27 protein-coding genes and 1 pseudogene are annotated in these 19627 nt (G+C 63.6%); 14 read left to right on the plus strand and 14 right to left on the minus strand.

Annotated features, from left to right (window positions below):
* Positions 1-25 precede the first annotated feature (25 nt).
* Genes MPPM_RS25545 through MPPM_RS29110 form a run of 3 tightly spaced genes read right to left on the minus strand, consistent with a single transcriptional unit; the run spans position 26 to position 1737 of the window.
* Positions 26-1228, minus strand: coding sequence for a site-specific integrase (locus tag MPPM_RS25545; protein WP_244573414.1), 1203 nt, complete (start codon positions 1226-1228; stop codon positions 26-28).
* Entirely contained in the window at positions 1191-1496 is a 306-nt protein-coding gene (locus MPPM_RS25550) for a hypothetical protein (RefSeq protein WP_096487478.1), read from the minus strand. Before MPPM_RS25550 ends, MPPM_RS25545 begins: the two co-directional genes overlap by 38 nt.
* Positions 1489-1737 carry a hypothetical protein gene (locus MPPM_RS29110; RefSeq protein WP_096487479.1) on the minus strand — a complete coding sequence of 83 codons (249 nt, stop codon included), beginning with the start codon at positions 1735-1737 and terminating at the stop codon, positions 1489-1491. The genes MPPM_RS25550 and MPPM_RS29110 overlap by 8 nt, the downstream gene beginning before the upstream one ends.
* On the opposite strand from MPPM_RS29110, the gene MPPM_RS25560 reads away from it, so the two are divergent.
* The 7 genes from MPPM_RS25560 to MPPM_RS25590 are packed head-to-tail and all read left to right on the plus strand — an operon-like array spanning position 1724 to position 6487.
* Positions 1724-2371: a hypothetical protein gene (locus MPPM_RS25560; RefSeq protein WP_157914295.1), complete on the plus strand. Its 648-nt coding sequence runs from the start codon at positions 1724-1726 to the stop codon at positions 2369-2371. The two genes, MPPM_RS29110 and MPPM_RS25560, sit on opposite strands and share 14 nt — an antisense overlap.
* Entirely contained in the window at positions 2371-4170 is a 1800-nt protein-coding gene (locus tag MPPM_RS28290; protein WP_157914296.1) for a hypothetical protein, read from the plus strand. The genes MPPM_RS25560 and MPPM_RS28290 overlap by 1 nt, the downstream gene beginning before the upstream one ends.
* 54 nt (positions 4171-4224) lie before the next feature.
* On the plus strand, positions 4225-4581 hold the full coding sequence (locus MPPM_RS25570; protein WP_096487482.1) for a septal ring lytic transglycosylase RlpA family protein: 357 nt from the start codon (positions 4225-4227) through the stop codon (positions 4579-4581).
* Positions 4582-4598: 17 nt separating this feature from the next.
* The gene (locus MPPM_RS25575; RefSeq protein ID WP_096487483.1) at positions 4599-5462 is read left to right on the plus strand and encodes an N-acetylmuramidase family protein; all 864 of its coding nucleotides are present in this window, start codon (positions 4599-4601) and stop codon (positions 5460-5462) included.
* Positions 5463-5464: 2 nt separating this feature from the next.
* Positions 5465-5731 carry a hypothetical protein gene (locus tag MPPM_RS25580; protein ID WP_096487484.1) on the plus strand — a complete coding sequence of 89 codons (267 nt, stop codon included), beginning with the start codon at positions 5465-5467 and terminating at the stop codon, positions 5729-5731.
* The gene (locus MPPM_RS25585; RefSeq protein ID WP_096487485.1) at positions 5728-6144 is read left to right on the plus strand and encodes a hypothetical protein; all 417 of its coding nucleotides are present in this window, start codon (positions 5728-5730) and stop codon (positions 6142-6144) included. The genes MPPM_RS25580 and MPPM_RS25585 overlap by 4 nt, the downstream gene beginning before the upstream one ends.
* A 4-nt stretch (positions 6145-6148) precedes the next feature.
* Positions 6149-6487 (plus strand): hypothetical protein, encoded by a 339-nt coding sequence (locus MPPM_RS25590; RefSeq protein WP_096485353.1) that lies wholly within the window; start codon positions 6149-6151, stop codon positions 6485-6487.
* Positions 6488-6852: 365 nt separating this feature from the next.
* Here MPPM_RS25590 and MPPM_RS25595 read toward each other — a convergent pair whose 3' ends face one another.
* Entirely contained in the window at positions 6853-8235 is a 1383-nt protein-coding gene (locus tag MPPM_RS25595) for a galactose-binding domain-containing protein (RefSeq protein ID WP_096487486.1), read from the minus strand.
* A 311-nt stretch (positions 8236-8546) separates the two neighbouring features.
* On the opposite strand from MPPM_RS25595, the gene MPPM_RS25600 reads away from it, so the two are divergent.
* A complete protein-coding gene (locus MPPM_RS25600; RefSeq protein WP_244573415.1) occupies positions 8547-9464 on the plus strand; it encodes an FkbM family methyltransferase in 918 nt (305 codons plus the stop codon).
* Positions 9465-9587: 123 nt separating this feature from the next.
* Here MPPM_RS25600 and MPPM_RS25605 read toward each other — a convergent pair whose 3' ends face one another.
* The 3 genes from MPPM_RS25605 to MPPM_RS25615 form a co-directional block, all read right to left on the minus strand.
* Positions 9588-10544, minus strand: coding sequence for an FkbM family methyltransferase (locus MPPM_RS25605; RefSeq protein ID WP_096487488.1), 957 nt, complete (start codon positions 10542-10544; stop codon positions 9588-9590).
* 257 nt (positions 10545-10801) lie between these two features.
* The gene (locus tag MPPM_RS25610) at positions 10802-11035 is read right to left on the minus strand and encodes a hypothetical protein (RefSeq protein WP_244573416.1); all 234 of its coding nucleotides are present in this window, start codon (positions 11033-11035) and stop codon (positions 10802-10804) included.
* Complete coding sequence (locus MPPM_RS25615; RefSeq protein WP_096487489.1) at positions 11035-11289, minus strand: hypothetical protein; 255 nt, start codon at positions 11287-11289, stop codon at positions 11035-11037. Before MPPM_RS25615 ends, MPPM_RS25610 begins: the two co-directional genes overlap by 1 nt.
* A 140-nt stretch (positions 11290-11429) precedes the next feature.
* Here MPPM_RS25615 and MPPM_RS25620 point away from each other — a divergent pair, with 140 nt between their 5' ends.
* Both MPPM_RS25620 and MPPM_RS25625 read left to right on the plus strand, forming a co-directional pair.
* Positions 11430-11885, plus strand: a complete 456-nt coding sequence (locus tag MPPM_RS25620; protein ID WP_096487490.1) for a LexA family protein — start codon at positions 11430-11432, stop codon at positions 11883-11885.
* Positions 11882-13210: pseudogene (locus tag MPPM_RS25625) on the plus strand (Y-family DNA polymerase); the annotation flags it as partial. The gene MPPM_RS25620 and the pseudogene MPPM_RS25625, both read left to right, overlap by 4 nt.
* Before the next feature lie 963 nt (positions 13211-14173).
* On the opposite strand, the gene MPPM_RS25635 reads toward MPPM_RS25625, so the two are convergent.
* From MPPM_RS25635 to MPPM_RS28295, 7 genes are all read right to left on the minus strand, one after another.
* Complete coding sequence (locus tag MPPM_RS25635; protein ID WP_096487491.1) at positions 14174-14548, minus strand: DUF4440 domain-containing protein; 375 nt, start codon at positions 14546-14548, stop codon at positions 14174-14176.
* Between the two features lie 107 nt (positions 14549-14655).
* Positions 14656-14898: a hypothetical protein gene (locus MPPM_RS25640; RefSeq protein WP_096487492.1), complete on the minus strand. Its 243-nt coding sequence runs from the start codon at positions 14896-14898 to the stop codon at positions 14656-14658.
* A gap of 27 nt (positions 14899-14925) precedes the next feature.
* Positions 14926-15201, minus strand: coding sequence for an adenylosuccinate synthase (locus tag MPPM_RS25645; protein ID WP_096487493.1), 276 nt, complete (start codon positions 15199-15201; stop codon positions 14926-14928).
* Positions 15202-15228: 27 nt separating this feature from the next.
* On the minus strand, positions 15229-15483 hold the full coding sequence (locus MPPM_RS25650; protein ID WP_026105362.1) for a hypothetical protein: 255 nt from the start codon (positions 15481-15483) through the stop codon (positions 15229-15231).
* Positions 15484-15973: 490 nt separating this feature from the next.
* Positions 15974-16141 carry a hypothetical protein gene (locus MPPM_RS28625; protein WP_173807961.1) on the minus strand — a complete coding sequence of 56 codons (168 nt, stop codon included), beginning with the start codon at positions 16139-16141 and terminating at the stop codon, positions 15974-15976.
* Between the two features lie 97 nt (positions 16142-16238).
* Positions 16239-17117, minus strand: a complete 879-nt coding sequence (locus MPPM_RS25655; RefSeq protein ID WP_096487494.1) for an NAD(P)H-hydrate dehydratase — start codon at positions 17115-17117, stop codon at positions 16239-16241.
* On the minus strand, positions 17114-17278 hold the full coding sequence (locus MPPM_RS28295) for a hypothetical protein (RefSeq protein WP_157914298.1): 165 nt from the start codon (positions 17276-17278) through the stop codon (positions 17114-17116). The genes MPPM_RS25655 and MPPM_RS28295 overlap by 4 nt, the downstream gene beginning before the upstream one ends.
* A gap of 80 nt (positions 17279-17358) precedes the next feature.
* On the opposite strand from MPPM_RS28295, the gene MPPM_RS25660 reads away from it, so the two are divergent.
* From MPPM_RS25660 to MPPM_RS25675, 4 genes are all read left to right on the plus strand, one after another.
* Entirely contained in the window at positions 17359-17649 is a 291-nt protein-coding gene (locus tag MPPM_RS25660) for a hypothetical protein (RefSeq protein WP_096487495.1), read from the plus strand.
* 95 nt (positions 17650-17744) lie between these two features.
* A complete protein-coding gene (locus tag MPPM_RS25665) occupies positions 17745-18107 on the plus strand; it encodes a hypothetical protein (protein WP_096487496.1) in 363 nt (120 codons plus the stop codon).
* A 581-nt stretch (positions 18108-18688) separates the two neighbouring features.
* A complete protein-coding gene (locus MPPM_RS28630; protein WP_173807963.1) occupies positions 18689-18862 on the plus strand; it encodes a hypothetical protein in 174 nt (57 codons plus the stop codon).
* A 522-nt stretch (positions 18863-19384) separates the two neighbouring features.
* Complete coding sequence (locus MPPM_RS25675) at positions 19385-19591, plus strand: hypothetical protein (protein ID WP_096487497.1); 207 nt, start codon at positions 19385-19387, stop codon at positions 19589-19591.
* The last annotated feature ends 36 nt before the right edge of the window (positions 19592-19627 follow it).

A 19627-nucleotide genomic window follows, 5' to 3' on the forward strand; every position in this document is an offset into this window, starting at 1 on the left:
TACCGTCGTTGTTCTCGGGGTGTTTTCAGCCTGCCGGCTTCGTCTTCCGCCGCGCCGTTCGTAGCTCGGCCACGCGGCCCGACTGAACCACCGATCCGCGATTATAAAGCATCGTCGTCGACATCTGCGTGTGCGTCGCGGTGCGCATTACGTCGGCCGGCGCCGCGCCCGCCTCAAACGCCTCGCTGACCGCCCCTGCCCTGCTGTCCATGTTCCAGATGCCGTCGGGCCAACCGGAGGCTCGGGCGATCTCGCGGAACGTCCGGCTGAAATGCGAGCGCCTCCAGGGCAGGCCGGATCGCTCATCGATGACCAGGGGCCCGACGCCGCGGGGCGGCAGTTCGGCCAGCAGTTCGGGGTAGTGGCTGAGATCGTGCTCGGCGACCTCGTTGCCGTTCGACTTCGACGTCGGCTTGCGCAGGATCGTCCCGTCGATGTGGTTCCAGACGAGGCCCCAATCCCAGACCCATGCGCCGTCCGTGATGGCCCCAGCGATTCGTGCCCTTGCTTCCGCGTCCGGGCGGTCCCACTCCCCGATCACGTCCTTCTGACGAAGCCCGAGCTCGAACTGCAGCGTCACCGCGAACGCGATGCTCGGCCGGCCCGCTTCATGAGCAGCGGCACGAAGCGCGACGATCATCTCGTGGCTCGGGCGGAGCTTGCGGGCGCGCGGCTGCCGGAACGTCGTCTTCGACAGCACGGTCGCCAACTCGATCGCGTCCCGGTCCCGCAGCTCGCAGCCGTAGTTCACGACCCGGCGGAGCGTCTGGATGCAGGCATAGGCGCCGCGCTCGCCGAGATCGTCCGTCCAGGCCCGATGCCAGCGGCGCACGTCGCGGCCGATGATGTCGGCCATGTGCTCGTCGCCGGCAGCCTCGACGAGGTGGCGGATATATTTGCCGTAGAAGACGCGCGTGTCGCGGCGACGCTCATGGATCGGCGAATCAGGGTCGGTCTCGAAGGCGCGGCAGATCCAGCCGATGGTGCCAAGCGCGAATGCGTTCCGGCCCGGCTCGCGGCCGGCGGCCCATTCCAGCATCTCGGCCTGGAGGATCGCGCAGCGCGACGCGATCTCCTGCGAGGGCCAGTCCCCGAACAGGCGAACCGTCTTCGGCGTGAACCCCTTGGCCACGAGTTTCTCGTCGGCCACCCAATAGAGATCGACGCGCCCGTTGTGGCGCTTCATCCGCTTAAGACCGGGCGCGTGCAACTCGTGCTCCGCTGGCATGGACACCTTCCTCCCTCCGGCTCTGCTGCCGGGTGGAGGCATGGTCGCCGGTATGGTGGTAGCGGTCCAGAAATTCTCGGACGGCCGGCCAGTAGCGACCGCCCATCATCGGATCGACCTTCGGCAGGCCGCTGCGCTCGAGGACGGCGGCGAGACCGCCCCACGCCTTCGCGCGCTTCGGGCCGAGCACGACGCGCGCGAGTTCGGCCTCGTCGGGATACAGGCAGGATGGCTCCTGGGCCGGAGCCGAGGTGCGAGCGCTACCCACGGGGACCTCGTGCGGTGTTGGTGGATGAAACGGCGAGGAAGCCGTTGGGCGGCAGGCCGTTGCGATTGCGTAGAAGTTCGATCCGCTCGACGTGACGGGCGTTTCCGCGTCGTTGCGCATCGAAGTAGCTTGCTCCGTAGCGATCGGTCTCGATCGCGCCGGCCTGGATCGCTAAGGCGCGCTTGCCCTTCGCGATGTCGAAATGGACCCACGAAGCGTTGCGGTTCTTGCCGAAGGACAACCAGGGCGGCGCGCTGATCTCGGGCGGCGTCGGGAATTTCTACACGGTGGCCACGAACTCCAGCTTCGGTGAGATGAAGCCGGGTGTCGCCGTGTGCTTCACGGCCGACCGCACGAATACGGCCGGGCCTGTCCTGTCCGTGGACGGAAGCGAGCCCCGGCAATGGATCGACGCTGACGGCGCCGTTTTCGCCGCAGGCGACGTCATGCCGGGGCAGATCTACTCCGTGGCCTGGATCGCGTCTGGCCCGGGCGGACTTCCAGCCTGGAAGACGTACGGCACCGCCCCGGCTTCGGTCGGGAAGGCGGTTGCGGCAGCGGCTAAGCTCGGGCACACGTTAGTTTCGGATGCGAACTATCAGATCCTCGCGACCGATGTTCAGGTCGGCGTGATTGCGTTGACGGCGCCGCGCGTCCTCTCTCTTCCCGACGTGGATAGCTTCCCGCTCGGCCAGGATCTTGTGATCGCCGACGAGAGCGGCGCGTGCTCCGACACACTGACGATCACCATCCAGCCGGGCCCCAGCACCGGTGACGCCATCGGCGGCGCGGAGAACTCGACACTCATCCTGTTCGCCCCCTATCAGGCCGTCCGCTTTCGCCGCGGCGCCGCCAACCTGTGGATCCGCCTGTGATGAAGAGCTTCCTCGCCCCTCTCCTCGCGTTGCTGGCCCTCGCCGCGCCTGCGCTCGCCCAGACCCGCGCCCTTCCGCCCGGCGAAATCCGCTCCAACGGCGACATCACGTTCGGCAACGCGCTGAAGCTCGGCAAGCGCCAGGGCAACAAGACCGTCATCACGCCGGACACCCTGCAGATCCTCGGAGAGGGATCGACCGGCGATAGCAGCAGCTTCTCGGTCAAGGCCGACGGTGTCGGCGATGCGCGGCTCCTCGCGCAGTGGATGGGGGATCTGAAGAACGGACAGCAACTGCAGGGCATCCTCCGCAGCCAGGTCGGTCAGGTTTCGATCCCGACCACCGTCAACCGTTTCACCGTCTCCGGTTGCACTGTGGAGGGAGATAGCGGTCGCGGCAGCGCCTATGTCCGCGGGGCATCTACCGGGCCCATGGCGGTTCAAGACGCCCGCGGTGCGTGGTGGCAACTTGCCAAGGTCGGCGTACTCGATGCGGGCGCATACTGTTTGGACCTGACGGGGGCTGCGGATGTTTCCGCTGCTTTGCAGTCCGCCTCAAATCAGGCTGTCGTCTGGGGAGCCAAACTCTTCATCCCACCGGGGACCCTGAGGCTCGCGAACACCGTCACTGTCGATATCTCCGCCCGCGGCGACGATCAGATTGGGCGGTTCGACATTTCCGGAGCCGGTCGCGGGCTCTCGATGCTGAAGTGGGTTGGCGGCGCCGATGTCTGCGCCTTGAATTTAATCGGCGCCAGCGCCTTTGCGGGCCACGCCAACGCCACCGTGGCGGATTTGATGATTTCCGGCACAAGTAACATCGGGCGTGGTATTTGCACCTCAAAGCTTGCTGATTTGACGTTTCGTGACGTTTTTATGCAAAGTTTGAAATATGCCTACTTTCTCAGAGATACGCTTTCGACCCGATGGTTTGGAGGAACGGCAACCTTCAATACCTATGGGCTTTACGCCGATCGGACAACCAATTCCGGCCCGAATGCCCTATCCTTCTTCGGGCATCGTTTTGGGCTGAACGCAGAATACGCAGTCAAGCTCGTCGGTGGAAGTTCTCTGAATTACACGGGAGGTTCAATCGAGGGCAATGGTGTTGGTGGCTCTAGTAATGAGCGGGGTGGCGTCATTCTTGAAAACCCCGGTGGAGAAGGCGGCGTCGCCGCGACATTCACAGGCGTGTACTTTGAGGCCAATCAGGGTCGCGCAGACCTTTTCATGTCGATGGGCCAGTACCCTGTGACGCTCAACGTGTTTGGAAGCCACTTCAACCGCGTTGATGACTTTTTTGCTACGAACGCAATTCGCGTTGAAAGCCCGGCCGGCTCTGCGAGCGCTGTCGTCAATGTTCCCGGCACTGCCTTCCGCGGCTACAACAATTATCAGCCATCGAGCAGCAGGCCATATATCTCATTTACAGCAGGCAGCCTTGTAACCCTGAACGATGCTGGTGCTCTTTATCAAGCAAACCAAGAGTATCCTACGATCCCGACCAATCGAGTATTAGGTCGCGTTCGCTTCAATCCCACAACAGTTGCAAGTGGAAACATTCCGCTTATCAGTTCGAGCGGTGTTGCCAGCGTCAGCAAATCTTCAGCCGGTACATACAATATTACTCTCGCGGAAATCACCGCCAGCCCCAGGAAGACAGCGGTTGTGTTCGCCGACAATCCGGTCATGCCGGTGCAGTTCGGGCAGAATACAAACCAACTGCAAGTCCGGCTTTTCGATACGCCTTCATCTCTGAAGGACCCCACTGATGTGTCGATCGTGATCTACGACAACTAACTCGCTCGCCGCGCCATCCGGCCCGAGCGCCTCTCCTCGACAATCGGACCCACCATGCTCCTGCAACGCCTCGCGGTGCGGGCTGCTCTCGCTTGCCTCGTGCTCGTGAGCGCGCCCGCCCGCGGCGACTGGACCGGAACCGCGTCCTTCTACGGGCACGAGTCCGGCCGCCTCCGGGCCGATGGCAAGCCGTTCACGCCCGAGGCGCTCGGCGCCGCGCACTGGACCCTGCCTCTCGGCACTCCGGTGCGCGTCACCGACCTCGCCACCGGCCGCCACGTCGACGTGCGGGTCAACGACCGCGGCCCGCATCCCCGGCTCGGCCGGCTGATCGACCTCTCGCTCGGCGCGGCCCGCGCCCTCGGCATCACGCATCGCGGGCTCGCCCGGGTGCGCGTGTCGGTCCTCTGATCCGGAGATCCTGTGCCATGTCGCCCAACGCGACCACCTTCGCGCAGCTGTGTGCGGCCGGCTTCGTCTGCGCCGCCGCTCGCCTGACCGATTACGACCTTCCCCGGATCGGCCACAGCATCGGCGTGGGCGAGGACGAGATCCACGCCGTGATGGAAGTGGAGGCCTCCGGCGGCGGCTTCGACCGGCTCAAGCGGCCGAAGATGCTGTTCGAGCCGCACGTCTTCTACCGGAACCTCTCGGGCGCCGAGCGCACCCGCGCGGTCTCCCTCGGGCTCGCCTACGCGGCCTGGAAGCCCGGCGCCTATCCGAGCGACAGCTATCCCCGCCTCATGCAGGCGATGGCGATCAACGAGACGGCCGCGCTGAAGGCGTCCTCCTGGGGGCTGGGCCAGATCCTCGCCGAGAACCACCGCGCGGCCGGCTACGCGACCCCGCAGGCGATGGTCCTCGCCTTCTGCAACGGCGGCGAGGCCGAGCACCTGGCGGCGATGGTCCGATTCATCGTGACCAACGGCCTCGACGACGAGCTGCGCCGGCACGATTGGACCGGGTTCGCCCGCGGCTACAACGGGGCGCAGTACGCGAAGCACGGCTACGACAAGAAGCTCGCGGCGGCCTTCGCCAAGTGGTCGAAGATCAAGGACACGCCCTGGTCGCCCGGCATGGGCGAGCCGGTCGCCGACCCGCTGGCGCCGATGACGGCGGCGCCGTCGTCGAGCTCCCCTCCTTCGGCGCCCAACTCCCCTCCTAAGCTTTCCTCCCAGCCCGCCCCCACCGGCGGGCTTCTTCGTTCCGGGATCCATGCGACCGGCGGCGCGGTCCGCTCCGGCCTCGCCGGGCTCTACGATCTGATCCACACCTCGTTCCGGAAGGCCTGATCATGGCACGCCTCCCCCTCCTCGCGCGGGCCCGCCTCGGCCTGCGCCGCTGCTGGCGCGCGGCCTCCGGCTGGCGCGTCTACCTGCTCGCCGGCATCATGGCCCTGCCGGATGTCCTTGATGCGCTGCCCGGCGTCGATCTCGCGCCGCTGCTGCCGGAATGGCTGCCGGGTACGAAGGTGGCCGCTTTCCTCGCCGTCGCCCGGCTCGCCGCCCGCGCCTATGCGACGAAGCTGACGGCCATGCCGTCGCGGGAGCTGCCCCGATGAGCCTCCTTGGCTGGTTCTCGAACCCAATCGGAAGCCTCCTCGGCACCGTCGGCTCCGGCATCATCAAGGTGTTCGGCAACTCGGTCCTGCAGCCGATCCTCAAGGGGATGGAGAACGGGCAGAACACCCAGCGCGACGTGGCGGTGCAGGTCGTGCAGGCAGAGATCGCAGCCAACCAGGCGAAGGCGGCAATCGCGCCGGCCTTCAAGGGGCTAATCTACGGCATCGGCATCCCGCCGGCCGTCCACTTCGGGGCGATCTGCCTCTCGAAGACCTTCGCCCTCGGCTGGCCCATCGAGCCGCTGCCGCCCGAGTACGTACCGATCGAGGCCACGATCCTGACGGCGTTCTTCGTCTCCTCCCCGCTCACGACGCTGGCCCGTGCCGGCGCCGCCCGCCTGCTGAAAGCCTGACCCGATGTCCGACACCATCCAGGCAGCCGGCGAGGCGCCCGACGGCATCGTGACGCTGCCGCGGCGTGCGCCATTCTGGGCGGTGTGCGGGCTCGCGCTGGCCTTCGGCGGGCAAGTCTTCTGGGCCGGCACCTATACGGCTGGGCTCGACAGCAAGATCGCCGGCCTCACGGAGAACGATCTCCGCCTCGCCGAGCGCCTAGCGAGCCTGGAGCGCGACCGGGACCGGCTGCCGAAGCTCGAGGAGCGGTTCGGCCGGATCGAGGAGAAGATGTCGATGATGATCGAGTTGCTGCGGGAGACGCGGCAGGAGCGCCATGGGCCGCCCAAGCGTGGCGGCTGATCCACCCTATCCACATCCGTCCACACACCTCCCCGGGGCTTCCGCCCCGGGGCCTTTTTCACGTGTGTGACGCCAAGCCGGGTCGATATGAGGGAAACTGAACGCCTACTGTGTCCGCCTGGGCGGTAGTGCGGGCATTGTAGGTTCGCCCTCAGTGGCATCCGCCAGTTCGCATCGCTCGATTGTCGCCTTGAGCAAACGAATAGCGCTGATCACCGAACTTGCATCATTGGACGCATCAAGGCTTGCGAAAATGCCTGCGAACTGACCCTTTTTTAGTGGTCGGTTAATTAGGAGCGTTCAATAGCCATTGCAGGAAAAAATTAAGCTGTCAGGGTCTGCACCCCATATCCATGACCGTGTCGCTAAGCTCCGGATTTGCCGTAAATCTCGACCTCGTCGAGGTGGAAAAAGTCGGTCGCATCAAGCCAGAGCTTAACGTGCTGAATGTCGCGCCCTACGCGGACGATGAGCGGGTGGCCATCAGCCCCGCCGTATGGGGAACTGCCGGCGTTGAAGAACAGACGATCCCACGTATGCCCATCTAACGAGGTGTCGATCACCAGCGGGTATGCGCGGGCAGCCATGCCTGGATCTTTAAGCGAGTTGTAAACCCTTATCTCGTCGACAGAAGCTGGTGCGCCGAGGTCGACGCTCCACCAAGGGTTCGGCTCATGCTGGGTGTGAAACCCATCGGCGCCAGTGATGATGCCGTTGATCGCACCGCGTGCATCTTCTTCGACAGTCTGCCCCTTCGACCACTGGCAGATTGAACTCTGAGTCGCACGTGCCGATCGCGCAAGGTTCGCACCTCCATGTGGCTTAACAATAGAGGTCGCCCTTGATCGTCTGCGAACAGCTTCGACTTGACCTTGCCAATAATTGTGAAGGTACAAATCCTCACAAGCCGCAAGTCCACCAAGGAATGCAGCGAATTCTTCCTGCTTGCTCGGAAGGCTGCCCCACATGGGCTGAAAGTAGTAAGCCCCAAGAGTGCCACGCTCGACACGTCGTTGGAAGTCTTTCTTTGAGCGAAAGAGGTAATGATAGAGCACGGCCTTCGCGACGATGCTTTCTCGTCGGCCGATGTCCGACATGAAATGCTCGGCTGATGCTGGGAAGTTCGACATGAATTCAGCCATAGATTCGCCGAGAACATTAGCCTCTCGCAAGCTGGCGGAGATTGTCGCCGGCCATCGATGGTTGAGCATGTCAATCGGTGGGCGTCCGATTTTCCGAGGATCAATGGCGGCGCTGCGATTGATCGTCTTCGTGAAATAATTCATCTGCCGCCGCTCATCCTCGCGGTGGGTGAATTGAAGTAGTGTACTACCCTTGGGTCTTTCGTCGAAGTTCTCTGGCCCAAACCAAATCCAGTTAAAGTGTATGCAATCGAAATCTCGCTCAAATTCCAGCATGAAATGCTTAATGCTATTGTGTGGCTTCAGTGCGAGAAATTCATCCGCATCAATGAACAGAAACCACTCAGTCTCATGCTTGTAGTTTTCGAGAAAGTGAATCCAGCAAGCTGGTTGTTGGCCTTGAAAGGGAATGTGATGGAAGGTAACGAAAGGATTTGAGCCCTCAATGTAAGGACGCAACTTTTCATACATCTCAAAAGGATCATCATCGTTGCAATAAATATAAGCGTGGTCGAACCCAAGCGAAATATAATACTGCAACCATTCGACAATCGTCTCGCTTTCCCAGCGAGAGGTGTTGAGGATGGCGTGCTGATACTTCGACATCAAAAGCCCCTTTGCCGCGTCATCCGCTCAGACTGGCGTAGACGCTGCAATTCGTTTGGCCCCCGTGGGCAGCGACGGACACGCGCTCCATTCGCGCTCCACCCGGTTCGCCCGAGCTAGCATGGTTGGGCGCAACGCGTCACCGCCATTCGCTGCGGCAGACCTTGAGGGCGGTCGATCTCGCTATCGAGTCGCATCACGTTCCATACGTTCGCTTAGCGATAGCGAGGCGACGAGCTGAGGCTGCATGCGTGTTGCGGGGATTACGCCCAGCTATGCCTCCCTGGTTGACTCACCGCGTTCAATGTCGCGTGCGTCGGAAAGAGGGGGGCGATGCGCTTGCTCGCGGCGGCGTCGCCCTTTATTACGTTGACGATCAAATCATCCCCGGGGTTTACGACATGTCGAATTACACTAAAGAACGGAGTGAAGATGGTTCAGAGTTCTATAGTTTTTCATTCGCTGGCCGTTCATTAAAGCTTGCGGAACATCCTGGGACGATCTTATCGGTCGAAAGCCTTGCCGCTGGAGCGTACGAAACTCCTCTCCCCATACTTTTAATGGCAACTGTCTCCCGGACCGAAGGAGCATTTTGCGACGTGGGAGCTAATATTGGCATATATTCTGTTTTGGCAGCGAAGACCAAAAGCGACGCGCACATCTATGCATTCGAACCCCTGCCAGCGGCCCGTAAGGTTTTGACGGATAACCTGCGGCTGAACGGTGTCTTGCATCAGGTTGAGATTAGCGAGTGCGCTCTAAGCGATGCCGAGGGCACTGCGGCTTTGCACCTGCCAGATCCGGGGCACGGTCTACTCGAAACAAGCGCATCGCTCGAGGCTGATTTCAAAGCGGTCGCAAATACGATTGAAGTGCCAATTCGGACGCTTGACAGCTTGAGGCTTCAGCGGAAGTTGGCGGTAGTTAAAGCGGACATCGAAGGCCACGAGGCGGCGTTTCTGCGCGGCGCAACCAGGACCTTAGCCGAGGATCGGCCGATTGTTTATGCCGAAGTTCTGAGCGGAGCTTACAAAACTCTTTTCGATCTCTCGAAGATGCTTGAGCGTCTGGAATATATTCCATTTCGTATGCGATCAGATGCTGTGATATACACTAAAATTATTGTGCCGGACAAAGGCTGGAATTATGCTTTTGTGCCCGTTGAAAAATTGGACGTGTTCAGAGATTGTTGTCGTGGCCATGATATTGAGATGTTGCGGTCATACTAGCAATCAATTCAATAAAGCTAATACTGCCGCTACTGGATCGGCACGTACTTTTGTGACGGTCATCGCTTGCAGTCCTTGACAGCATTGCCGCCCCGAGGCTCCGGCCTCGGGGCTATTTTTATGTTATTTTTTGTAGAAGCGAGATATTGGCTTACAGAACAAAACCACCTCCCCCTCGCCGTGATTGTTGTGTCGGATGTAATATTCATACCAGGGGCAAATTGAGTCTATGAAATTAAGAATACGGTGCGCATCGTAGTGGAGATGATATATACTGATAGCCATCTTTGGGCGATCGCGAACGATTGTTTTGACTGTTCCTTCGAGCGCGGGGTTTTCGAAACCTTCAATATCAAATTTCAAGAAGTCCACGCTTATGTTGCTATCGTTCACAAACTGATCAATCGTAGTGATCGGCACTTCAATTGAACCATTTGGGTCGAAGCGGGAAGCTGCCCCTGATTGTGTGAACCGGGCGGTACCTTTCACGTCTGATACGCCCGCCCCTATGATTGCAACGTTGTTGATTTTGAGTAACTCCATATTTCGAGCCAACATTTCACGCGTGCTTGGGTTGGGCTCAAATGCAAAGACTTTACCGTTATCTCCTGCCGCCCGCGCAAGTACTACAGTCGAATTTCCATTAAATGCGCCGAGATCTAGAACCGTATCTCCTGCTTCTACGCCACAGATGCCAGGCAAATCGTAGCCGCCAAGGACAAAGTTTTCTACAATGTCGAGATCCAAATGCCCTTCCATGGCATTCTCTGGCATCTCAGAAGCAATTCTCTTCATATCTGCCCATGCGCGTGGCGATATGATAAATGGCGCAACCTCATCGGCCGCATCTCTCGATTGTGTGAGATACCCAGCCATTCTATATCGCAGCAACCATAAAAATGTTTGACGAGATTCGTCGTCAGCAAGACGGTCAAAGGCCTTTTGAAATAAATGCGTATTTGTGACGTATTCATTGGCTACATCGAGCCAGGGATAAATTGTCCCGACTGTTTTCTTCTTGTGGTGCTCCGTGACTAGGCGTAAGGTGGCAATTATTTCGGACTGGACTTCGGAAGACATCTTAAAACTCCCATCTAATCATTCTAAACTTAACTGACAGAGTAGGTCGGCAGAGTTATCGACTCGCACCTCTATGTTTGCCAATAAGGCACCTTAGAGGACGCATGAGCCAGCCGAAGGGTATGACAGCGGGTGCCACGTCGAGCACTGGTAGAAGGTTTCGTTTTGGAATTTTTGTCGTACCGTGTGCGAAGCGCAACTCCTACGATCTTGCCGCCGCGAGCATCCGCTTTCGCACCTCGGCGGACCACTTAGGTTCACGCATCATCCCGTGCATTGTGCCAAGCAGCAAGAAAGGCAGCGGCCTCCTCGCGATGATAGGTGCGTCCCATGAGACGCGTCAGGCCGTCGGCGCGCCACATGCCGGGATGCTCGCTGCAAGGGCTCACGTGGCCCGCCACGTCGCGTCCGACCAGGACGGCGAAGCGGTCCGGCCCGCCATCTTCCTTCAGGCTGTAGGGTAGCGCCGCGATCGCTTCCGCAGTTCGCATCACGCTGCCTTCAAGCTCTCGGCGAAATCCTCCGGCACCTCGCCGTACTGGCTCAGGATCGTCGCGCTCTCGAGCTCGCCCGTCTCGTTATCGGCCACGATCTGGATGGCAGCGGTGCCCGGCATGCGCGCGGCCATCGCTTCGGCCCGCTTCATCGCACCGCTGCTCGTCGGCGACGCCTGCCGATCGCCGGGGACCAGCCGCTTCCGTTTCAGCACGAAGGTCTGCACGAGGTAGGTCGTCCGCACCGTCATCGGTGATTCGCTCCGCCAAGCCCCAATCGGGCGCTGTCCACGTTTTCCACAGGGCGGGACGGTCACGATTACGCTCGCGTTGACCCGGAGCCGCCCGGCTGCTTGTTCTCTTTTCGTTCTATCGCGGGAAGGGATACGGCGTGAGCCTGTTTCGGGTCGACGAACTACCGGATCAAGGCTTCTCCACCGTGCGTGTGCCGCTCATGGGTCCGTCGCTGTGCGCGGGCTTCCCCTCGCCGGCGGACGACTTCGTCGAGAACGCGCTCGAGCTGCCGCGCTGGCTCGTACCGAACCCGCCGGCCACCTTCCTCTGGCGCATCGCCGGCGATTCGATGCGAGACGCTGGGATCTTCGACGGCGATCTCGCCTGCGTCGATCGCAGCCTGAAGCCGGGTCACGGCAGCGTGGTCGTCGCGGCCATCGACGGCGAGATGTCGATCAAGCGCATGGTCGTCGAGGGCAACCGGGCCGGGCTCGCATTCGACAACGCCGATCTGCCGGTCTTCGCGCTGGAAGAGCTGGCCGAGGTCGATGTCTGGGGCGTGGTGCGCTTCACCGTCCGCTGGCACGTCGCCCGCGCCGGACAAGGCCGATGAGCAGCGCAGAGGCCCGCCTTCGCGACCGGATCGGCGGCGGCCGGGCCCTCGCTCTCATTGATGGCAACTCGTTCTACTGCTCGTGCGAGCGCGTGTTCGATTCCAAGCTCGCCCGCGTTCCGGTGATCGTGCTGAGCAACAACGACGGCTGCGCCATCGCCCGCACGCCCGAGGCCAAGGCGCTCGGGATCAAGATGGGCGACCCCTACTTCAAGATCCGCGGGTTCTGCGAGGCGCAGGGCGTGCGCGTGTTCTCCTCGAACTACACCCTCTACGGGGACATGTCGGCGCGCATCAACGCGATCTACCGCGACGCCACGCCCGACGTGGAGGTCTACTCGATCGACGAGAGCTTCCTCGACCTGACCGCCTTCGTGCGCCGGGACCGGGTCGCGCTCGCCCGGGACATCCGCGCCACCGTGCGAGCCTGGACCGGCATCCCGACCTGCGTCGGCATCGGCCCGACCAAGACGCTCGCCAAGCTCGCCAACCACATCGCCAAGACGGTGCCAGAGCTCGAAGGTGTCTGCGATCTGACCGAGCCGGCGGCCTACGACCACTGGCTCTGCCGGATCCACGTCGGCGAGCTGTGGGGCGTCGGTCGCGCCTCGCTGCCGAAGCTCAAGGCGATGGGAATCGACACCGTGGCGGACTTGCGCGACATCGACCCGCGGCCGGTGCGCAAGGCGCTGACGGTGGTCGGCGAGCGCATGATCCACGAGCTGCGCGGCGTCTCCTGTCTCGGGCTCGAACTCGTGCCGGCGCGGCGCAAGGGCTGCGCCGTGACCCGCTCGTTCTCCGGTCGGGTGACGGAGAGGGCCGAGCTGGAGCAGGCGGCGGCGGCGCACGCGACGCGGCTCGGCGAAAAGCTGCGGCGGGAGGGTCTCGGCACCGATCACATCACTGTCTTCTATCACACGAGCGAGCACGACCGCGGAGAGCCGATGCGCTCGGTCTCGACGGTGGTGAGGCTGCCGGAGGCGACGAACGACACGCTGGCGCTGATCCCGGCGGCGCTTCACGGCGTGGCCCGCACCTGGCGCGAGCAGGGCAGTCAGCCGTGGCGCTACTCGAAAGCAGGCGTGGTCACGGTCGACCTCGTGCCGCTCACCACCTCGCAGCGGGCGCTGATCGGTCGGCTTGATCGTGACCGTGCTGGCCGGCTCATGGGTGCGATGGATGCCTGCAACGCCCGTTGGGGCCGGGGCGCGGTGGTGCCGGCGCGGGCCGGGCTGGAGCGGCAGCGGCGCACCTGGACGACGAAGTTCGAGATGCGCACGCCGCGCTATACGACGCAGGTGGACGAGTTGCCGACAGCGCACGCGTCACGCCTTCCGCATCCACGCGAGCAGGATCGCTGCGCGCACCGCCCCGCGCTTCAGGCTCGGGCTGCTCTCGCGTTTGGCGACGACCTGATTCGCCTATCCATGCTCGGCGACGGCCGCGGCGAAGTCGAGCACGTCGCCAACGGCGATCGGGTAGGCGGTGGCGTCGGGGTTCGCAAAATATGCGGCGACTGCCACGCTCACCTCGTCATCGGTGACGGCCTTGGCCTTACAGAGCTCGCCGACGGTGAGGGCAGTATCAGACATTCCGACAGGCTAGCGCGGCGAGGCGGCTCTTTGGATGCAATCAGCGCTCGTCCGAACGAGCAGCGCACTACCGCGCGGTTGACCCCATGCTTGGATCAACTCGTTGGCATGAGGGCGGTTCGCACCACGGAGGCCACGAAGATCGCGGCGCTCAAGATCCCATTGAGCATGCTGCCGCCCTCGTGAATCGGACGCGTCTCGAAGTTCCTTGATCTCCGACTGCCATGCAGCTGTGATGTGGGAAATGAGCGTGGGTGGCAGTCTCTGAATGCCTCATCGACTCTCGTCCGAAGCTGCAGTCAGGGTGCGGGGGACGCTTAAAATTCCCTTTATGCATCAACGAGGGTTGTAGAGGCAGGTGCGGGGCACAAGTAACTGGCGCAATTGATTTATTTGTGATCTGCTCGGGGAGCCAAATCTCCTACCATGATGAAAACGGCGCGAGATCCGCGCCTCATCCGACCGCCGGCCGCCATTGAGCGAGGCGGGACGTTGCACGCTCATTTTGCCATTTGATCGCCCAGTCGCTGTCCGGTGCCGCGGTTCGCGCCCGCAGGCGATATCGATTGGCGCTACCAAAAATCCGTGCTTGGTCGCGAGCCGGCATCCTGTAGGGTGCCGGTCCACTATTCCGGGAGGGCGGCCTGACCCTTCACCCGTCCGACGACCACTGTCGCGCGGGACGTGACATGTCCGTCAACGCGCCTCGTCCACAGCCGGCGCGAGGATGCGTGGCGTCTGCTGATGCTGCACGACCCGCCATTCTTCGTGTGAGAGGCGGCGATAGGTCGAGGTGCAGTGCGCCTCGTAGGTCTCGTCGCCGCGTTTGGCTTTCACTGTATAGGCGATGACGATGAGGCCCTCCTGAGGACGCGCGATCCGGCCGTCATCGATCTCGACATCCGACCAGCGCGGCGTGTCGGAGACCGCTTCGATCGCTTGCGCGCCGCTGAAGACGTAAGGTGGCTGCGGGAGTGCCATCAGGCACTCGTCATCAACCAATTCGCGATAATGGTCAGACCCTCCGGTCCAGAGGCTTTTTTCGAACGACCAGACACGATCATCGTCCACGCGGCTCTCCTCAGGCTCTCGACGTTCCGAGACAAGACCGGCCCACGCCGATCGTTCCTGAGGCGGTCTTTTCCGTCACGGCAGTGGGCACTTCCCGGGCGCGTGCGTCAGAACGGCCAGGGCTCCGCGTCCTCCTCGACGGGCAGACGCTCGCCCGGCGAGATCAGCGGCACGATCTCGTCGAGGGGCTGCGGGACGCGGATCGTGCGGCCCGCCGCGGTGATGAAGGTTTCGTTCCGCATCAGATCGGTGTCGCTGACCGCCTGCACGCTGGAGACGCGCAGCAGATGGCGGCAGCCGTCGCCGTCCTGAACCTGCAGGTAGGCGCCCACGCGGCGCACGGCTTCCATGGCCGGTTTCTCCGAGCCGGAGCGGTCTCAGGCGTCGGCGACCGTGAATTCCATGCCGCGTCCCGGCCCCTCGTCGGCATAGTCGACGAGCGTGAGCCCGCGCTCGGTCAGCGTCTCTTCGACGATGTCGCGGTGCTTGCGCACCATCTGTCCGATCGCCAGCGGCGTCAGGCGCGGACTCGTGCGACGCAGAGCATCCACGCCGACATGGGCGGGCAAGCCCTCGCTCTCAGCAATCCGTGCCAGCGCCAACCCCAGATCGCGCGCTTTCGTCTCTGCGGCCGATTTCGGCTTGAAGGCCATGTGAGTGCTCTCTTCTCGATCCTTGCGTCAGGCGGCCTGCAGCGTGTCGGCGAAATCATCCGGCACATCGCCGAACCGGCCGAGAATCGTCGCGCTTTCGAGCTCGCCCGTTTCGTCGTCGGCCACGATCTGGATGGCAGCCGTGCCCGGCAGCCGCGCCGCCATCGCTTCGGCGCGCTTCAGCGCACCGCTCACCGTCGGCGATACCTGCTGATCGCCCGGACAGAGCCGTTTGCGCTTCAGCACGAAGGTCTGCACGAGATAGGTCGTCCGCATCGTCACCCGCGTTCTCCCTCACCAAAATCGAATCGGCCATCATCCAAGAGCGCGACATCCACGAGCGCGACAGGGGCCCGGACAGGGTGCGCCGTCACGATCGTCCCGGCCGAAGACCGAGAGCCCGTTCGTTCTGTCTTCGTTCTAGCACAGAAGAAGGCGGCGGGTGAGCCGATTTCGGAGGGATGATTCGGCGCGGACCGCATGCCCATAGGCAGGCGCGATCTCCGCTGATCCCGACAGTCTCGCGGCCGTGCCGGTCGGTGACCGAGGCGCTTCTCGATCGATCGAGGCGGATGCCGTTCCAGCGAGCCCGCGCGGCGCCTGGACGTGGTCCGGATCCGAAAAGACCGGCCGAGAAGAGACCGGTCGAATCGCGCAGGAGGCAGATCACGCCGCGGTCGCTCGCGCGCCCGCCTCGACCGCGGAGGCGGGACACCGTCTGCAGGTGCGATCTGATGGCCGACCAGCGTGCCGACCTCGGCGGAGAGGGGCGTCAGCCGCCGCCGATGCCGGAGATGACCTTGCCGGTGCCGTTGCAGTCCGGGCAGCTCTCGGCTTCGACGCGGCCGCTGCCCGCACATCGAGGGCACAGATTCTCGCCCGTGCCAGGGGTTCCGGGCGGTGCATCATCGCCGGGTTTCGCTGGCTCCGATTGCGTCATGATCGCCCTCCCTGTCTGAGGTAGGGCAAAACCTTCGCGCTTCGGGCCGTGTTCCCGGCCTCGCAGCCGGCCGGGTGTCGAGGACACGAAGCCCGCTCTAAGCCTCGCGAAGGATTGCGGGGATCTCGTCGGCGATCTCTCGCGCCAGGAAGCCGACCGGTCCCACCCGCTCGGCCAGGCGCCGCCCCGCCTGACCGTGCAGGTAAACTCCCCAGGCCGCCGCGGTCGCCGGCTCGGCACCCCGCGCGAGGAGGCCCGCGACGACGCCCGCGAGAACATCGCCGGAGCCGGAGGTGGCGAGCCCGACGCCACCGCCCTCGTAGAGCCACGCCGTGCCGCGGGGATCGACGATCCAGCTCTTGGCTCCCTTCATGATCACGACGCATCCCAGAAGGCCGGCGGCTCGCAGGGCGGCCGCCAGAGGATCCGCCTCGACCGCCCCGCGATCGATGTCAAGAAGCCGGGCCATCTCGCCGGTATGCGGTGTGATCACCGCGCGGCCGCCGCAGGATCGAACCCCCTCGGCCTGCGCGCCGAGACCAGCGATCACTCCCGCATCGAGCACCAGCGCCGCCTTCGGGTGGGCTGCCAAGAGCATGCGCGAAAGGGCCGCCGCGACCGCGTCGGCGCTCAGGCCCGGACCGACCAGCAGCGCGTCGCAACGCCCCGCGACGGCCGGCAGGCGCGCTTGTGCGTCCGCCGGGTCGATCGCGCCTTCGCCCGTTTCGGCGAGGCCGATGACGCGCGCTTCGGGCACCGCGACGGCCAGGGCCGCGGCGACGGAGCCGACCGTTGCGATCCGGAGACGTCCCGCCCCGCTCCGCAGCGCGGCGGTGCCGGCAAGGAGGGGGGCGCCCGGAACTTCGGCGGAGCCGCCGACGACGAGAACCGTGCCGCGTTGCTCCTTGCTGCCCTCCTCCGGCACCGGCAGAGGCGATTGCCGAAGGCGATCAAGTGTCAGGTGATTTTCGATCATGGCGCGGGCGCGTTCGCGGCGTTGCTCGCGGCCTGGTCGGCCGACGTCATCCGGCGCTCGCCGCGATTGCGGGCGGCGCTGGAGCGTAAAGTCTGCGACGGCACGACCGTATCCATATGGCGGCGTAGCAGTGATGCGTCACTCTCTGCGGACAGCAGCATCGCTCACGCGTCGGATACCTCGCGATTGGATACAAAGCCGCGTCGGTTGGTTCCTCGGTAACAGATCCCTGGGACGAGCCATGAAGACCTTTCTGACTTTTGCCAGCGCCGTCGGGTTTGCCGCCGCGGCGCTGGTTCCGCTCACGTCGGGTTCCGCCGATGCCCGCTCGCGCCACAAGAGCCGCGGCATCGTCTCAAACGACGGCAGCGTGACCGGCGGACGCGGTCGGGACCGAACGATCTCCCGCGGCGCGACCGGCGCCAGTACCGTCAACAGAAACTCCGCGGCCGGCGGCAACGCCAATCAGCCAGAGCGGGCGGTCCCGCAGGGCAGCGGCGGCGGTGGAAGCGGCGGTGCAGGGGCTCAGTGACGTTCCTGCGGTGACGGCCGCACGGTCGCACGGCGAAGGGACCAATCCCCGCCGCGACCACGGAAAGCGCGCGATGCGAAGGAGACGTTCGACCGATGGCCCTCCGATCCGAAACACCGCCGCCGCCCGCCGACCGGGTACCGGAAGCGCCCGCTCCCTCGGCGCGGCCGACCAGCGCGCAGTTGAAGGCCGAGATCGATGCCGGGCGCACCGGCGACAAGATCCCCGCCCACGATCCCGGACTGTCACCGCTCGGCACGGACGACGAGGCGGCCGGCAAACCCTCCTCTCCTTCCCGCATCGCGCTGGCGCGGGACGAGGAGACTCGGCCTCGCCGCGTGGCGGCCGGCCGGATGCGGACGGGCCATGGCTCCAACCGATGGGTCATGTCCGCCTACTACGGTGCCATCGCAGCGGCCGCACTCGCCTTCGGACTCCTGATCTGGTTCCTACGGTGAATTGGCCGCTTGGGTCGGGGAGCGGCAGGCTGCCGCGGTACCAGATCGATCGGGCCAGCGCCTGAATTCAAGTGATTCGAAGGCGGACGGCGCGCGATCATTCCAATTTTAAGATTTCACGCAACGGCATCTTACGCGATGACTGCCAGGCTTGAGCCGGCACAAGAGGACGTCGATGTCCAGGCAAATCGCAATCGATCATGACGTAAACGTTCCGACCGGCGAGGCTGGATTGATCGCCGTCGATGAGCACACGTCGGTCGGATGCTGGGTCAGCGGACTCTCAGGGTCGGATATCGAGATTACTGTTCTGGACACATCGTGCATCCCCGACGTGTTCATGCTGACATCCCCGGCCCGCGAGCTGCTTAAGGTCTGCCGGACCGTCTGGCGGACGGACGAGATGATCGGGGCACGATCGCGCTAGGGCTAACGCCGGTCCGTCGGCGGCCAGGAGTCGGAACGAATCCGACCGAATCGGGTCTGTGCGCGAGGGCCCCGACCCCTGCCCGACACCGGCGCCGGTCCGTGATCGCCGAACTTCATCGCGAAGATCGAGTTTGCCATCGTGGAGGTATCCCATGGCAGAGACGAGAAAGCCGGACGCCGTCGAGGCGCCGGATCGACCCCGACTCACGCCGCAGGGTCATAGCAGCGGGACGGCCTCGGGAGAGGATGAAACCGACCCGCAGGGCGGCGTGAAGCAGGGCCAGGGCGACAAGCCGGAGGGAGAGCGGCGCGAGTCGGATCGCTGAGACCCGGACCGGCCGGAGCGGCGTGGCGGGTCGGCTCGTCTGGAGCGAGCCAACCCGCCTGTCGCCTGCGTTCCGCATGGGGGCGGGCAGCCCAACGACAATGAAGCAAACGGAGGGGATGGGACGACTCATCCCAGGCACCGAGAGGTGCAAAAGTCGCGCCTCGGGCACTAAGCTTCTGCTGAAACGAGAAAATTTTCGTCAGATGGCCGATGCCGGCCAGACGAAAATTTCTCGCGCATGTGCGTTAGCACACAAGATTGGTTCGTGGTCGGCCTCGGCAGAAGAACCTGCGACGAAGTCGGGTCAGCCTCTCTTTTTGCGATTTGGTGCGGCCCTGAGGCGGAAGAACCTGTCGTGGCGCCGCGATTCCGCCCACCTGCTAGGCGGCCGCCGCCCTCAGCGGGACGAATTAGGCCATTCGCAGTAAGTCTCCGTTAACCAACTTTCTGCAATTCTGGCCACCATCGCTGCCGCTTGCCGGTTGCGATACGGATCCTGAACAGTTGGCCCGATCGAGCCATGGCACATCTCGCGACGGACTACCCCGGCGGATCGATCGTTGAAGGCGCCATGCCGGCCCTGAACGGGGAGAGCCGCGACCGTATCGGACAGGGCTTGCGCGAAGCCTATGTCGAGCGCTGCGACGCTCAGCCAATCACGGCCGAGCAGGTCGAGATGCTGCTGCGTCTGCGGCAGAAGGAGCGCGACCGCCGTCGCAGCCCGTGAGCCGCCTTGCCCTGTTCGGCCTGCGCACCGATGTCG

Source organism: Methylorubrum populi (genome assembly GCF_002355515.1).
Lineage (GTDB): Bacteria > Pseudomonadota > Alphaproteobacteria > Rhizobiales > Beijerinckiaceae > Methylobacterium > Methylobacterium populi_A.

Coding starts and splice junctions, on each gene's coding strand:
- MPPM_RS25545 (WP_244573414.1), bottom strand. CDS start 1,228: ATGCCAGCGGAGCACGAGTTGCACGCGCCCGGTCTTAAGCGGATGAAG.
- MPPM_RS28290 (WP_157914296.1), top strand. CDS start 2,371: ATGAAGAGCTTCCTCGCCCCTCTCCTCGCGTTGCTGGCCCTCGCCGCG.
- MPPM_RS25570 (WP_096487482.1), top strand. CDS start 4,225: ATGCTCCTGCAACGCCTCGCGGTGCGGGCTGCTCTCGCTTGCCTCGTG.
- MPPM_RS25575 (WP_096487483.1), top strand. CDS start 4,599: ATGTCGCCCAACGCGACCACCTTCGCGCAGCTGTGTGCGGCCGGCTTC.
- MPPM_RS25580 (WP_096487484.1), top strand. CDS start 5,465: ATGGCACGCCTCCCCCTCCTCGCGCGGGCCCGCCTCGGCCTGCGCCGC.
- MPPM_RS25585 (WP_096487485.1), top strand. CDS start 5,728: ATGAGCCTCCTTGGCTGGTTCTCGAACCCAATCGGAAGCCTCCTCGGC.
- MPPM_RS25590 (WP_096485353.1), top strand. CDS start 6,149: ATGTCCGACACCATCCAGGCAGCCGGCGAGGCGCCCGACGGCATCGTG.
- MPPM_RS25595 (WP_096487486.1), bottom strand. CDS start 8,235: ATGTCGAAGTATCAGCACGCCATCCTCAACACCTCTCGCTGGGAAAGC.
- MPPM_RS25605 (WP_096487488.1), bottom strand. CDS start 10,544: ATGTCTTCCGAAGTCCAGTCCGAAATAATTGCCACCTTACGCCTAGTC.
- MPPM_RS25610 (WP_244573416.1), bottom strand. CDS start 11,035: ATGCGAACTGCGGAAGCGATCGCGGCGCTACCCTACAGCCTGAAGGAA.
- MPPM_RS25615 (WP_096487489.1), bottom strand. CDS start 11,289: ATGACGGTGCGGACGACCTACCTCGTGCAGACCTTCGTGCTGAAACGG.
- MPPM_RS25640 (WP_096487492.1), bottom strand. CDS start 14,898: ATGGAAGCCGTGCGCCGCGTGGGCGCCTACCTGCAGGTTCAGGACGGC.
- MPPM_RS25645 (WP_096487493.1), bottom strand. CDS start 15,201: ATGGCCTTCAAGCCGAAATCGGCCGCAGAGACGAAAGCGCGCGATCTG.
- MPPM_RS28625 (WP_173807961.1), bottom strand. CDS start 16,141: ATGACGCAATCGGAGCCAGCGAAACCCGGCGATGATGCACCGCCCGGA.
- MPPM_RS25655 (WP_096487494.1), bottom strand. CDS start 17,117: ATGATCGAAAATCACCTGACACTTGATCGCCTTCGGCAATCGCCTCTG.
- MPPM_RS28295 (WP_157914298.1), bottom strand. CDS start 17,278: ATGCTGCTGTCCGCAGAGAGTGACGCATCACTGCTACGCCGCCATATG.
- MPPM_RS25660 (WP_096487495.1), top strand. CDS start 17,359: ATGAAGACCTTTCTGACTTTTGCCAGCGCCGTCGGGTTTGCCGCCGCG.
- MPPM_RS25665 (WP_096487496.1), top strand. CDS start 17,745: ATGGCCCTCCGATCCGAAACACCGCCGCCGCCCGCCGACCGGGTACCG.
- MPPM_RS28630 (WP_173807963.1), top strand. CDS start 18,689: ATGGCAGAGACGAGAAAGCCGGACGCCGTCGAGGCGCCGGATCGACCC.
- MPPM_RS25675 (WP_096487497.1), top strand. CDS start 19,385: ATGGCACATCTCGCGACGGACTACCCCGGCGGATCGATCGTTGAAGGC.